General features: G+C 68.2%; 12 protein-coding genes. 7 read left to right on the top strand and 5 right to left on the bottom strand.

All coding sequences use genetic code 11. The features are described from left to right. Window positions 1–63: 63 nt before the first annotated feature. From AQ619_RS16180 to AQ619_RS16190, 3 genes are read left to right on the top strand one after another with little or no spacing between them, the layout of a single operon-like run. Window positions 64–822 (top strand): TPM domain-containing protein, encoded by a 759-nt coding sequence (locus AQ619_RS16180; protein WP_062150043.1) that lies wholly within the window; start codon window positions 64–66, stop codon window positions 820–822. Then, entirely contained in the window at window positions 822–1,520 is a 699-nt protein-coding gene (locus AQ619_RS16185) for a TPM domain-containing protein (RefSeq protein WP_062150046.1), read from the top strand. The genes AQ619_RS16180 and AQ619_RS16185 overlap by 1 nt, the downstream gene beginning before the upstream one ends. A 14-nt stretch (window positions 1,521–1,534) precedes the next feature. Continuing rightward, window positions 1,535–1,966 (top strand): DUF1330 domain-containing protein, encoded by a 432-nt coding sequence (locus tag AQ619_RS16190; RefSeq protein ID WP_062150049.1) that lies wholly within the window; start codon window positions 1,535–1,537, stop codon window positions 1,964–1,966. Between the two features lies 1 nt (window position 1,967). On the opposite strand, the gene AQ619_RS16195 is transcribed toward AQ619_RS16190, so the two are convergent. Continuing rightward, the gene (locus tag AQ619_RS16195) at window positions 1,968–3,713 is read right to left on the bottom strand and encodes an N-acyl-D-amino-acid deacylase family protein (protein ID WP_062150052.1); all 1,746 of its coding nucleotides are present in this window, start codon (window positions 3,711–3,713) and stop codon (window positions 1,968–1,970) included. Window positions 3,714–3,848: 135 nt separating this feature from the next. Beyond that, window positions 3,849–6,230, bottom strand: coding sequence for a TonB-dependent receptor (locus tag AQ619_RS16200; protein WP_062150055.1), 2,382 nt, complete (start codon window positions 6,228–6,230; stop codon window positions 3,849–3,851). Between the two features lie 352 nt (window positions 6,231–6,582). On the opposite strand from AQ619_RS16200, the gene AQ619_RS16205 reads away from it, so the two are divergent. Both AQ619_RS16205 and AQ619_RS19460 read left to right on the top strand, forming a co-directional pair. After that, entirely contained in the window at window positions 6,583–7,770 is a 1,188-nt protein-coding gene (locus AQ619_RS16205) for an acetyl-CoA C-acyltransferase (protein ID WP_062150060.1), read from the top strand. A gap of 192 nt (window positions 7,771–7,962) precedes the next feature. Next, window positions 7,963–8,097 (top strand): hypothetical protein, encoded by a 135-nt coding sequence (locus AQ619_RS19460; protein ID WP_257720828.1) that lies wholly within the window; start codon window positions 7,963–7,965, stop codon window positions 8,095–8,097. A gap of 41 nt (window positions 8,098–8,138) precedes the next feature. Here the strand turns inward: AQ619_RS19460 and AQ619_RS16210 are convergent, their stop codons facing one another. Then, window positions 8,139–8,591, bottom strand: coding sequence for a COG3650 family protein (locus AQ619_RS16210; protein WP_062150063.1), 453 nt, complete (start codon window positions 8,589–8,591; stop codon window positions 8,139–8,141). A 47-nt stretch (window positions 8,592–8,638) separates the two neighbouring features. On the opposite strand from AQ619_RS16210, the gene AQ619_RS16215 reads away from it, so the two are divergent. Further along, window positions 8,639–9,778: a DNA cytosine methyltransferase gene (locus AQ619_RS16215; RefSeq protein ID WP_062151770.1), complete on the top strand. Its 1,140-nt coding sequence runs from the start codon at window positions 8,639–8,641 to the stop codon at window positions 9,776–9,778. 77 nt (window positions 9,779–9,855) lie between these two features. After that, a complete protein-coding gene (gene cysK, locus AQ619_RS16220; protein ID WP_062150066.1) occupies window positions 9,856–10,842 on the top strand; it encodes a cysteine synthase A in 987 nt (328 codons plus the stop codon). Between the two features lie 90 nt (window positions 10,843–10,932). Here the strand turns inward: cysK and AQ619_RS16225 are convergent, their stop codons facing one another. Further along, entirely contained in the window at window positions 10,933–11,403 is a 471-nt protein-coding gene (locus tag AQ619_RS16225) for a DUF2269 family protein (protein WP_062150069.1), read from the bottom strand. Beyond that, a complete protein-coding gene (locus tag AQ619_RS16230) occupies window positions 11,403–12,695 on the bottom strand; it encodes an NAD(P)H-binding protein (protein WP_062150072.1) in 1,293 nt (430 codons plus the stop codon). Before AQ619_RS16230 ends, AQ619_RS16225 begins: the two co-directional genes overlap by 1 nt. Between the last annotated feature and the right edge of the window lie 29 nt (window positions 12,696–12,724).

Genomic DNA, 12,724 nt, shown 5'->3' on the forward strand with positions numbered 1-12,724 from the left:
TTGAACACCCTCTCTCTCCTCCCCCGCGCACGGGGGAGGGGTTGGGCGGCGGCCCTGCTGGCCATGCTCTGCCTCTCCCTGGCCCTTCCCGCCGTCGCCGCGCCGAAGTTCCCGCCCCTGAGCGGCCGGGTGGTCGATGAGGCCAATATCCTCTCGCCCCAGGTCGAGCAGGACCTGACCGTCCGGCTGAAAACCCTCGAGGACACCACGGGTCGCCAGCTCGTGGTGGCCACGGTTCCCAGCCTGCAGGGCTACGAGATCGAGGACTACGGCTATCAGCTCGGCCGCAGCTGGGGCCTGGGCGACAAGACCAGGGATGACGGCGTGATCCTGCTGGTCGCGCCCACCGAGAAGAAGGTGCGCATCGAGGTCGGCTATGGCCTGGAGCCAGTCCTGACCGACGCCCTGTCCAGCGTCATCATCCAGAGCGCCATCCTGCCGAAGTTCAAGGCCGGCGACCTGCCGGGCGGGATCGTGGCCGGGGCTGACGAGCTCGTCACCCAGCTGTCCCTGCCCGAGGACCAGGCCAAGGCGAAGGTCGCCCAGGCGGCAGAGCCACAGGCTTCAAGCCCCGGCTCGGGCTTCTCGCCGATCGCCGCCCTGCTGATCGGTCTGTTCGTGTTCTTCCTGATCACCCGCCTGCTGCCGGGACGGCGCGGACGGCGGAGTGGCCTGGGCGCCGCCCTGCCCTGGATCATTCTCGACGCCCTGACCAGCGGCAACGGTCGCGGGGGCGGCGGTGGATTTGGCGGCGGCGGCGGCGGCGGCTTCTCCGGCGGCGGCGGCTCGTTCGGCGGCGGCGGAAGTTCGGGGAGCTGGTGATGCGCAAGATGACTCCGCAAGACCAGGCCCGCATCGCCGAGGCCGTAGCGGCGGCCGAGAAGACCACCGCCGGCGAGATCTTCTGCGTCCTGGCCCCCCAGGTGTCCGACTATCGCGAGACACCGCTGGTCTGGGCGGCGGCGGCGGCCCTGATCCTGCCGGCCGGCGGCCTGCTGGCCGGATTGCGACCAGAAATGCTGACCACCCTGTTCGGCGGTTGGACCGTCGGCCACGCCTCGGCCACCGACGCTGCCATACTGTCGGCCCTGTCGATCTATATCGGGCTGCAGGCGGCGATCTTCATCGTCGCCGCCCTGCTGGTCTCGATCCCGCCCATCCGTCGCGCCCTGACGCCCGGCGCGATGAAGGCGGCGGCGGTCAAGCGCGCGGCCCTGGAACAGTTCATGAGCAAGGGCCTGCACCTGACCCGTGACCGCACCGGGGTGCTGATCTTCGCCGCCCTGGCCGAACGCCGCGTCGAGGTCATCGCCGACGAGGGCATCTACAAGGCCGCGCCCAATGCGGTCTGGGATGAGGTGGTCGCCGACCTGTTGGCAGGCCTGAAGCGCGGCAGGATCGCCGACGGCTTCGTCGCCGCCGTCACCCGGGTCGGCGAGATCCTCTCCAGCCACGTGCCCGTCCGTGAGACCGACACCAATGAACTGCCCGACGGCCTGACCATCCTGCCCAAGGGCTGAAGAGGGAGCACCCCATGTCCAGCATCGACCCGACCCGCGAGCAGTTCGACGCCTTCAAGGGCCTGCCCCGTGACACGCCGATCCAGATGCTGAACCTGGTGCGGCTCAAGGCCCTGGCCGACTATCCGGCCGATCACCCCGACCATGGCAAGGGCCTGTCGGGGCTGGAGGCCTATCGCGCCTATGGCCGGACCACGGCGGCGCTGTTCGCGAAACTGGGCGGGCGGCAGATCTGGGCGGGCAAGCCGGATCTGGTCCTGACCGGCCCCACCGACGAGCGCTGGGACCTGGCCTTCATCGCCGAGTATCCCAATGCCGGTGCCTTCTTCGCCATGGTCACCGACCCGGACTATCGCGAGTGGGTCAAGCACCGGCAGGCGGCGGTCGAGGACTCGCGGCTGATCCGACTGGCGCCGATGACGCCGGGCGAGGGGTTTGGGGAGTAGGCTACTCCGCCGCCAGAGCCACCGGCGCGGACCTGGCCCCGCGCACCAGACGACCCGGCAGGGCGCCGGTCGGCTCGCCGTCGCGATAGGTGACCACCCCGCCGACGATCGTGGCCACATAGCCGTGGGCCTTCTGGGTCAGGCGTCGACCGCCGGCCGGCAGGTCGTAGGCGACGCGGGGGGCCTCCAGGCTCAGGGCCTCATAGTCGATGACATTCAGATCGGCCCTATAGCCCGGCGCGATCAGGCCGCGATCCTCCAGCCCGACCGTCAGGGCGGTGTCACGGGTCTGCATCGCCACCATGGCTTCCAGCCCGATGCGCGGACCGCGCGTGCGGTCGCGGGTCCAGTGGATCAGGTTGCTGGTCGGGAAGCTGCCGTCGCAGATCATGCCCACATGTGCCCCGCCGTCCGACAGGCCCGGCACGGTGTCCCGGTGGTTCAGCATGGCGAAGCTGGGGTCCAGCGAGCCGTCGGCATAGTTCAGGAAGGGGTGATAGAGCATGCCCTGCCCGCCGTTCTCGAGCAGGATATCCAGGGCGACCTCCGCCGGACCCCGGCCTGAGGCCGCCGCGAGCGCGGCGATCGTCATCTCGGCGGTCGGCTCATAGTCGGGAACCGCCCCCATCGGGAACAGATTGCCCCAGGCCCGCAGGGCGCTACCGGCAAAGGGGCCACTGGCGTCGACATCATGGCTGAACAGGCGGGCGCGGAAGGCTGGATCGGAGAGCGCCACAACCTTTTCCGCCAGAGGACGGTCCCTCAGTTCGGCAAAGACCGGGTTCTGGCTGAACGGATTGAGGGTCAGTTCCAGGCCAAACAGCACCCCCACCGGGCGGCCGCAGACCTGGGCCTTGATCGGCAGCCCCGCATCGGCGGCGTCCTGCAGGCCCGCGAGGAGCCGCTTCCAGCCGTCCGGCGACTTGGGACTCTGGACGAGGGAGAAGGACAGCGGCCGACCCGAGCGCTCAACGATTCGACGCAGCATGGCCAGTTCGGCCAGACCGTCGGGGAAAAAGTCGGAGACCAGCTGCAGCACGCCCTTGCCGGCCGCAGCCAGGCCCAGGGCAATGCCGGTCAGTTCGTCCTCGCCGGCCGTCAGGGTCGGGGTCGGCTGGCCGTCGCTGGTGCGGTGATTGAGGGTGCGCGAAGTGGAAAAGCCCAGGGCCCCGGCCTCGACCGCCTGTTTGGCGATGGCGGCCATGGCCGCGATGTCGGCGGGCGTCGCCGGCTCGCGATTGGCCCCGCGCTCGCCCATCACATGGACCCGCAGGGCCGCGTGCGGCAGCTGGGCCCCGATATCAACGTCGAAGGTCCGTGCCTCCAGTGCGTCGAGATAGTCGGGAAAGCTCTCCCAGTTCCAGGGCAGGCCCTCGGTCAGGACCGGGAAGGGAATGTCCTCCACCCCCTCCATCAGACGGATCAGCCGGTCGCGGTCTTCCGGCCGGCAGGGCGCGAAACCGACGCCGCAATTGCCCATCACCACCGTGGTGACGCCGTGGCCCGAGCTGGGCGTCATGCGCGCGTCCCAGGTCGCCTGGCCGTCATAGTGGGTATGGATGTCGACAAAGCCAGGGGTGACGATGCGGCCCCGCGCGTCGATCTCCTCGGCACCCGCCGCCAGGTCCGGGCCGACGGCGGCGATCAGGCCATCCTTGACCGCAACATCGGCGAGGAAGGCCGGCGCGCCGGTCCCGTCGACCACCTGGCCCCCGCGCAGCACGAGATCATAAAGCCGACCCGGCATTCCGGCCTCCCGCATCCTGTCCCTGGTCGCGAGCGTCCGTCCGGCATCCGGCCCGGTCAAGGGTTCCGCCCCGTAAGGCAGAACGGGGCGGCCGCTTGCGCGACCGCCCCGTCCGTTTCGACCCGGGGTCGGGCCTTAGAAGGTCCGGCGGACCGTCACGCCCATGGTGCGCGGCTGGCCGACCGAATAGCCCAGACGGGCCCGACCGCCGCGTTCGCGGTCGAACGACAGCAGCGGGTTCTCGTCAAAGACATTGTTGGCGTAGGCGATGATGTCGACGCCGTTGTCCATCTCCAGGCCGATGCTGAAATTGACGATCTCGTAGCTGGGCAGCTTGAGATCGACGATCGTCGGCACAGTGCCCGTCGCCCCGCCGAAGGCCAGGCCCGAGGTGAAGGAGCGCGGGTTGTTCTCCTGATCGCTGGCCTGGGTATAGCGGCTGCCGATGTGCTGCACTGAGGCCGTGACATAGGCGTCGATGCTGTCCCGGAAGCGCCAGGAATAGGTGGCGTCGGCCGAGATCTGGAAGTTGGGCACCGAAGGCAGGCGGTTGCCTTCCCGGATGCCGCCGATGACCGCGCCCGAACCGTCCTTCACGGTCGAGTCGAACTCGGCTTCCAGCAGGCTGCCCGAAACGCCGACGTCGAAGCCCGGTGCCAGGCGAGCCGAGAACTCGGCCTCGATACCCTTGGTGTGAGCCTTGGGCACGTTGAACACGACGCGCGAGGAGCACGAGCCGGCGTCCAGCGTGGTCTGCAGGTCCTTGATGTCGGTATAGAAGATCGCGCTGTTGAAGCTGATGCCGCCGAAGCGTGACTTCACGCCGGCCTCATAGTTCCACAGGGTCTCGTCGTCATAGGACTGGAAGCCGCCGAAGATCGCCTTGTCCTGCGCCGAGCACAGCGGCAGGTTCAGCGGATCATTGACCCCGCCGAGCCGGAAGCCCTGGGCGGCCTGGGCGTTGAAGGTCACCGTGTCGCTGGCCTCGTAGCTGACCAGAACGCGGGGGTTGAAGCCGCTCGAGTCCGTCTTGTCGGTCTGGTTGTCGCCATTGGCGAACAGGCCGCCCGACTTGAACTGGCGGGTTTCCTTGAAGTCGTAGAACCGGCCGCCGGCCGTGACCGTCAGCTTCTCGCGCTTGTAGCTGGCTTCACCGAACAGGGCCTTCTGCTTGATGTTGTAGGGCAGCGAGGCGTTGTAGGGCGAGTTCAGCGGGAAGCCGTTGGCCACCGCCGCCGCGGTTCCGGCCCCGAAGCGGGCATTGGTATAGGGGTCATAGCCCGGGGTCGGCAGGCGCTGGTTATAGATGCGGTCGACCTCGGAATAGAAGCCGCCGATCACCCACTGGAAGGGCCCGTCGCCGGACGAGGACAGACGCAGTTCCTGGGTGAACTGTTCCAGGTCGGTGGTGTCGACCAGCTTGGACGGCAGCGGGACGGCGGCCGAGGGGAAGCCCAGATCCACCGAGACGCTGCCCGTCAGGGCGCTGGCGTCGCGGTCGATATGGATCTTGCGGTCGACATAGCTGGTCACCGAGGTCAGATCGACGGCACCCAGGCCGACCGAGGCGGTCAGGTCGGTCAGGAAGGTGTCGTCGGCGAAGCTTTCATCCAGCAGCAGATGCTGTTCGCGCTCACCCATCCGGACCGGGGCCCGGGTCGTGGTGTTGGGATTGGCATACAGGTTGAAGACTTCCTGGCGATTGAAGCCGTCGGCGCGGATCTCCTGATAGACGACGCGCGGGATGATGCTGATGTTCTCGGTCGGCTGCAGCAGGACCGAGAGACGGCCACCGACGCGGCTGCCGTCATTGACGTTCTTCTTGCGACCACCGCCTTCGCGGCGCGCATCGATGAAGCCCGCATACTTGGTGTAGTAACCGACCGCGCGCACGGCGACCTTGTCGGAGACCGGCAGGTTGATCGCGCCCTTGACGTAGCCGCCGGTGTCGTCGCCATCGACCATATTGGCATTGGCCTCGATCACGCCCTCCTGGACGCCGATCTTCGGCTGGTTGGTGATGTAGCGGATCGTGCCGCCGACCGAGCCGGAGCCGAACAGCGTGCCCTGCGGGCCGCGCAGGGTTTCCACCCGGTTCAGGTCAAAGAGGTCGATGTCCGGCGTGAACAGCGACAGCGAGATCACCGATTCGTCGAGATAGACCCCGACCTGCTCCTTGACGCCCGGCTGGTCGCGAACGACCTGGCCGGCCGAAACGCCGCGCACCGAGACCTGGCTCTGGCCGGGACCGAGGTTCTGGATCGTCAGGCTGGCGACATTGCGCGACAGGTCTTCCAGGGTGACCGCGCCGGACCGCTGGATGTCCTGCTGGGTCTGGGCATTGATCGAGAACGGCACGTCCAGAATGGTCGAGTCCCGCTTGGTGGCGGTGACGATAATTTCCTCGACGGTGGACTCCTGGGCCTGGGCCAGGGCCGGCAGGGCGACAAGGCCCGCCAGGGCGGTGGCGGCCAGCAGCGCGTGACGCGCGCGCGGGCGCCGGGTAGATAAGGTCATATGTAGTCCTCCCAGATGTTTTTCGCGGTCTCTGGGCCAGGCCCGGCCGCAAACTGAGGGTTCATGTTCACGCGAACCAAAGTCAACGCCCATTAAGGACGTTCCCGGATGGTTATCCGGGCTTGTGTCCCGGCTGGCGCACATCCGCTACATCAAGGCATGGAACGGGCTCGGAAGGGCCTCATCGGGGTCAGGGTTTGCGCGACATGGCGCAGACACCGGTGTCCCGCCCCTCCTAAAGCTCCGACTGTCCAGGCCGAAGCGGCTTTACGTGCGCGTGACCTTTCGCCGGCCGGATTCCGAGTCTAGGGTGGCCGCCAATTCAAACTAACGTTTAACGGGGAGTGCGCTCATGCGCGAAGCGGTCATCGTCTCTTACGCCCGCACCGGTCTGGCCAAGTCAGTCCGCGGCGGTTTCAACAATACGCACGGCGCCGCCATGGCCGGCCATGCCATCCAGCACGCCGTGGCGCGGGCCGGCCTCGAAGGGGCTGAAGTGGAAGACGTGGCCCTGGGCTGCGGCGGTCCCGAAGGCGCCACCGGCATGAACGTGGCCCGCAATGCCGCCATGTGGGCCGGCCTGCCGGTCACCACCTCGGGCCACACCATCAACCGCTTCTGTTCGTCGGGTCTGCAGGCCATCGCCACGGCAGCCAACTATGTCCGCAATGACGGCGCTGATGTCGCGGTCGGCGGCGGCGTGGAATCGATCTCGCTGGTCAATGCGGGCGGCCACATGAACCGCTTCCACATCACCGAAGAAAAGCTGATGAAGAGCCATCCGGCCCTCTGGATGGCGATGATCGACACCGCCGACATCGTCGCCAAGCGCTACAATGTCAGCCGCGAATACCAGGACGAATACGCCCTGCGCAGCCAGCAGCGCATCGCCGCTGCCCAGGCCGCCGGCCTGTTCAAGGACGAGATCGTGCCGATGGCCACCAAGATGAAGGTGGTCAACAAGGAAACCAAGGAAGAGAGCTTCGTCGACTATGTGGTCGACAAGGACGAGTGCAACCGCGCTGACACCACGCTGGAAGGCCTCTCCAGCCTGAAGCCGGTCATGGGCGAAGGCAAGTTCGTCACCGCCGGCAATGCCAGCCAGCTGTCGGACGGCGCTGCTGCCGTGGTGGTGATGGAAGCCGCCGAAGCTGCCCGTCGCGGCCTGACCCCTCTGGGTGCCTTCCGCGGCTTCGCCGTGGCCGGTTGCGAGCCCGACGAGATGGGCATCGGTCCGGTCTTCGCCGTGCCGCGCCTGCTGGAGCGCCACGGCCTGAAGGTCGACGACATCGACCTGTGGGAACTGAACGAGGCCTTCGCCAGCCAGTGCCTCTACAGCCGCGACCGTCTGGGCATCGATCCCGAGAAGTACAACGTCAATGGCGGCTCGATCGCCATCGGCCACCCCTTCGGCATGACCGGCGCCCGCTGCGCCGGCCACCTGCTGATGGAAGGCAAGCGTCGCGGTGCCAAGCTGGGCGTGGTCACCATGTGCATCGGCGGCGGTATGGGCGCGGCCGGCCTGTTCGAAATCTATTGATTTCGATCTGAAGCCATAGGGCTTTCAACTCGGTCGGGCCGGGAACCTGCAGAGGTTCCCGGCCCGATTTGCATTCCGGTAACCCATCGCGGGTATTCTGAGGTCAGGTGCTTGAACGACGGGTTTTGGCAACCATCTTTGTTGCTGAAACGCGGCCGCGATCTTCGCGCAACGCCAGAACAGAGACCCGCCATGGCCCTCAAGGCCTTTTTCGTCCTCGCCCTCGTCCTCGCCATCACGATCGGCCTGCTGCTGCCGACCCCGGGTTCGGACAAGTCGCATCCCTCGCATTCCTCGATCGAGACGATCGAACTGCGTCGCGGCTAGGGCCGTCCCGGGTTACGGCCCGCCTTCGACCTGAAACGGGCCTAGGGCTTGGGCTGGGCCGCCAGAATGGCCGTGTGTTCGGCGCAGCCCTTGAGCGTCTCGCCATCAATCCAGACCTCGGCATAGAACCGGTAGATCCGGTCCGACATGCCGTCGGTACAGACGCCGGGCGTCAGGCGAACCACCAGCCGGCCCTTGTCTGCCTCTGCGCCGTTGGAGTCCCAGACCCCCTGGGTGCCGTCGAGGCGCACGCCGGGATTGGCATTGACGACGTCCGGCGCGTCGGGACGGGTCAGGGTCAGGCCGGCGGCGCGGATCTTCACCGACCAGAACGGCTCGGTGCCGAGGACATCGAGATCACCGGCATAGTTCGGCGTCCGGGCCGAGGCCGGCGCATCTGCCGGAGGGGCGGCGTCATCGGACGCGCCCATCGGGGATGGGCCACAGGCGGCGAGCACCAGAAGCATAACGGTCAGGGCGGCTGTACGTGGCATGGCGGCGGCTATCCCCCTTGAGGCGACTGAGGCTAGTCTTGCGCAGCATGACTCGAAAAGCCTCTCCCAGCTTCCTGGAATTTTTCGCCGGTGGCGGAATGGCCCGTCTGGGTCTGGGAGACGGCTGGACCTGCGCCTTCGCCAATGACTTCGACCCGGTCAAGGCGGCGACCTATCGCGCCAATTTCGCCGATGCGGGCTCTTCCAACGAGGAGGTGCATTTTCACGAAGGCGACGTCTGGACCATCGCGGCCGACCGCCTGCCGACCGCCGACCTGGCCTGGGCCTCCAGCCCCTGCCAGGACTTCAGCCTCGCCGGGGCCCGGGCAGGCCTGGCCGGCGGGCGCTCGTCGGCCTTCTTCGGCTTCTGGCGACTGATCCAGGCCCTCGCTGCCGAGGGACGCAGCCCCGACACGATCGTGGTCGAAAACGTGGTCGGCTTGCTGACCTCGCATGAGGGCCGCGACTTCACCGCCCTGTGCCAGGCCCTGGCCGACGCCGGCTATGGCTTCGGGGCCCTTGAGATCGACGCGGCGCGGTTCACGCCGCAGTCACGGCCGCGGGTCTTTGTGGTCGCCTCCCGCCGAAGGGCAGACGCCCTGGCCGGTCCCAGCCCGTTCCACAGCCGCGCCGTCAAGGCGGCGTTCGCGCGCCTGCCGGCCGGCCTCCAGGCCGGCTGGATCTGGTGGGGGCTGGCCGCGCCCCCGGCCCGCAACACCGATCTGGCCGCCCTGCTCGAGCCCGATGCGGCCATGGCCTGGAGCCCGCCCGACAAGACCCGGGCCCTGCTGGCCCTGATGGCCCCGGCCCAGCGCGCTGCGGTCGAGGCCCATGTGCAGGGCGGCGGTCGGGCGGTCGGGGCCGTGTTCCGGCGCATGCGGGACGGCCAGCAAAGGGCCGAGGCCCGCTTTGACGGCCTGGCCGGCTGTCTGCGCACCCCGCGCGGCGGCTCGTCACGCCAGACCCTGCTGGTCATCGATCAGGGCGAGGTGCGCTCGCGGCTGCTGTCGCCGCGGGAGGGCGCGCGGCTGATGGGTCTGCCCGAGACCTATGTCCTGCCCCGCAGCCAGACGGCGGGCCTGCACGTGATCGGCGACGGCGTGGCCCCGCCTGTCGTCCGCTGGCTAGCTGCAAGTCTGCTCGAGCCCCTGATCGATAGCAAATCTGCAAGCCTTGCCGCCGAATGACCCGCTGACAGTCAAAACCCCGCGCCCTAAGGTGCGTTCAGGCCTTTGGGCCGGACAACTTTCAGCGAGATCTTCTCATGGCCGACGCCACCTCCTCCTATGATGCGGCCCGCTACAAGCGTTCCGGGCGCGGCAAGATCTATGACTCCATCCTCGACACCATCGGCGACACGCCGCTGATCCGGCTGCCGCGGCTGACGGCCCAGATCCAGCCCAAGGGCGAGGTCGTGGCCAAGCTGGAGTTCTTCAATCCCCTCGCCTCGGTGAAAGACCGGATCGGCGTCTCCCTGATCGAGAGCCTGGAAGCCCAGGGCATCCTGAAGGACGGCGCGACCATCGTTGAGCCGACCAGCGGCAATACCGGCATCGCCCTGGCCTTCGTAGCCGCCGCCAAGGGCTACAAGCTGATCCTGGTCATGCCCGAAAGCATGTCGATCGAGCGCCGCAAGATGCTGCTGCTGCTGGGTGCCAAGCTGGAACTGACCCCCGCCGAGAAGGGCATGCGCGGCGCCGTCGCCCGCGCCCAGGAGATCATCGAGGCTACGCCTGGCGCGATCATGCCCCAGCAGTTCGAAAATGCTGCCAATCCGCTGATCCACCGGGTCTCGACCGCCGAGGAGATCTGGAACGACACCGACGGTGCCGTCGACGCCGTGGTCTCGGGCGTCGGCACCGGCGGCACCATCTCGGGCGTCGGCCAGGTCCTGAAGGCCCGCAAGGCCTCGCTGAAGATGGTCGCCGTCGAGCCCGAAGCCTCGCCGGTGCTGTCGGGCGGCGCGCCCGGCCCGCACAAGATCCAGGGCATCGGGGCCGGCTTCGTGCCCGGTATTCTGGATCGCGGTGTGATCGACGAGATCATCCAGGTCAGCAATGACGACGCCTTCGCCATGGCCCGCCGCTCGGCCGCGGTCGAGGGCCTGCCGGTCGGCATCAGCTCCGGTGCCGCCCTGACCGCCGCCTTCGATCTGGCCCTGCGCGACGACTATGCCGGCAAGCTGATCGTGGCGATCATCCCCAGCTTCGCGGAACGCTACCTGTCCACGGCCCTGTTCGACGGGCTCTGATCACACGGCAATGATCCTGGGCGTGGTGTTGTCCTGCAGAGCGGGGCGACACCGCGCCCATGACCCCTGACCTCCGGGGTCTCGCCTCCGTCACAGGGCGGGCTTGGCTACCATCAGCCAGACAATGCCGAGCACCGCCGCAAAGGCGGGAAAGCCCAGCACGAACCACAGCCTGAACAGACGGAAATAGCGTTCAGGCAGGGGAGCGCCGCTTTCGGCCGCCTGGAGGGCGAGGTCGCGCAACCGGATCTGGATCCAGACCACGGGCAGCCAGCAGAGACCCGTGACCACATAGAGCACGAGGCTCAGGCCGATCCAGCCTGACAGCAGCGGATAGCCGGCCAGATGGGCCAGGGCGGCGCCGGTGATCGGCTGAAGGATCACGGCCGAAGCCGTGAACACGGTGTCGGCCAGCACCACGATCCCGGCGGTGTGGGCGATCACGGCCGGATCGCGGCTGCGGTGGGCCATCAGCATGAAAAAGGCGATGCCGGCTCCGGTGCCCAGCAGGACCGCCGCCCCGATCACATGGGCCACCTTCAGGAGGGTGTAGAGGTCCATCAGCGCTCGTCCAGCAGGGCCAGGGCCGTCAGGGCCAGGAAGGCGGCGGGAATGCTCTTGAGCAGCGGCCCCATAGGGTCGAGCCACAGGTCCGGGCGGACCAGGGCACCGCCGATCAGATAGGCCGCCGTGATCAGCAGCATGCCCTGCAGGCTGCGGGCCGCAGTCGGTCGCCAGGCCAGGAGCAGCGCCAGACCTATATCGGCCAGGCTTCCGGTCACCACCGCCTGAGCCGCCAGCCCGGCCTCCATCCCGGACGTGGTCAGCACGGCGACGGCGGCGTCAAATCCGACTGTCAGGCCGATCAGGCCCGACAGCAGCCAGAAGCCAAACAGGCAGGTCAGAATGGCCGGCTTGGCGAAATAGGCGCGGGCGAACCAGCGCTCCTGCACGCCCGAGGGCGCGGCGGTCAGCAGGGCGTCGAAGGACCTGACCTGCAAGCCCAGAGTCGCGGCGTCTTCTGCCCGACCGCGCACACCCATCCGCAGCTGTTCGAGCGCGGCGGTGCGCATCGGACTGCGCCAGCCGAGCCAGGCCAGACCATCACTCACGGCGGCCGTCGCCCGGGCCAGGACGAGCGGCAGACGCACCACCGGCGCGGGACGCAGCCCCAGCCAGAGGCGCAGACGGCCGACCAGGTCGACGAGGGTCAGGGCCTCTGAATGGACAAGGTCGAGACTGATCCGCGACGGCGCATCTGGCCTGACGCAGCGGGCGACCGCGAGGGCCAGGTCCTCGGCCCCGATCGTCTGGACGAGGCTATCGGCATGAACCAGGGGGCTGATGCCCGGGAAACCCGCCAGGCCGCGCAACAGGGCTGTGCCGCCATAGGCCGAGGGCGCGAAAACCAGGCCGGGGCGCAGGATGATCCAGTTCAGGGGCGACTGGGCCAGCAAGGCCTCCGCCTCCAACTTGGTGGCATTGAAGGCCGTGGCCCGCTCGGGTCCAACCCCGGCCGCCGAGATATGAACCAGCCGGTGAACGCCGGCCGCTTCGCAGGCCTCGGCCAGGCGACGGACCCCGTCGACATGCACTGCGCGCAGGTCGTCGCGGGGACTGTCCTGCAGGGCGCCGGCGCAATTGACCACCACCTCGACGCCTCCGAGCAGGGCGACCCAGTCGGCGACCGTGGCCTCCGCCAGGTCGGCACGCTTCCAGTCGAGGGCAGGAAAGCGCCGGCGGGCCGCGTCGAGGTCACGCCCCAGGCCCAGGACCTCGTGGCCATCGACCACAAGCCGCGCCGAAACATAGGAGCCGATGAGCCCATAGGCCCCGATAACCGCGATGCGCATCAGCGAGTCTTATCGTCTGAGTTTGTGCG

The sequence above is a fragment of the Caulobacter henricii genome, assembly GCF_001414055.1.
In the GTDB taxonomy this organism is placed as follows: domain Bacteria; phylum Pseudomonadota; class Alphaproteobacteria; order Caulobacterales; family Caulobacteraceae; genus Caulobacter; species Caulobacter henricii.

Excerpts from the sequence above, each read along its gene's own strand:
- AQ619_RS16180 (WP_062150043.1), top strand. The coding sequence starts at position 64 with ATGCTCTGCCTCTCCCTGGCCCTTCCCGCCGTCGCCGCGCCGAAGTTC.
- AQ619_RS16185 (WP_062150046.1), top strand. The coding sequence starts at position 822 with ATGCGCAAGATGACTCCGCAAGACCAGGCCCGCATCGCCGAGGCCGTA.
- AQ619_RS16190 (WP_062150049.1), top strand. The coding sequence starts at position 1,535 with ATGTCCAGCATCGACCCGACCCGCGAGCAGTTCGACGCCTTCAAGGGC.
- AQ619_RS16195 (WP_062150052.1), bottom strand. The coding sequence starts at position 3,713 with ATGCCGGGTCGGCTTTATGATCTCGTGCTGCGCGGGGGCCAGGTGGTC.
- AQ619_RS16200 (WP_062150055.1), bottom strand. The coding sequence starts at position 6,230 with ATGACCTTATCTACCCGGCGCCCGCGCGCGCGTCACGCGCTGCTGGCC.
- AQ619_RS16205 (WP_062150060.1), top strand. The coding sequence starts at position 6,583 with ATGCGCGAAGCGGTCATCGTCTCTTACGCCCGCACCGGTCTGGCCAAG.
- AQ619_RS19460 (WP_257720828.1), top strand. The coding sequence starts at position 7,963 with ATGGCCCTCAAGGCCTTTTTCGTCCTCGCCCTCGTCCTCGCCATCACG.
- AQ619_RS16210 (WP_062150063.1), bottom strand. The coding sequence starts at position 8,591 with ATGCCACGTACAGCCGCCCTGACCGTTATGCTTCTGGTGCTCGCCGCC.
- AQ619_RS16215 (WP_062151770.1), top strand. The coding sequence starts at position 8,639 with ATGACTCGAAAAGCCTCTCCCAGCTTCCTGGAATTTTTCGCCGGTGGC.
- cysK (WP_062150066.1), top strand. The coding sequence starts at position 9,856 with ATGGCCGACGCCACCTCCTCCTATGATGCGGCCCGCTACAAGCGTTCC.
- AQ619_RS16225 (WP_062150069.1), bottom strand. The coding sequence starts at position 11,403 with ATGGACCTCTACACCCTCCTGAAGGTGGCCCATGTGATCGGGGCGGCG.
- AQ619_RS16230 (WP_062150072.1), bottom strand. The coding sequence starts at position 12,695 with ATGCGCATCGCGGTTATCGGGGCCTATGGGCTCATCGGCTCCTATGTT.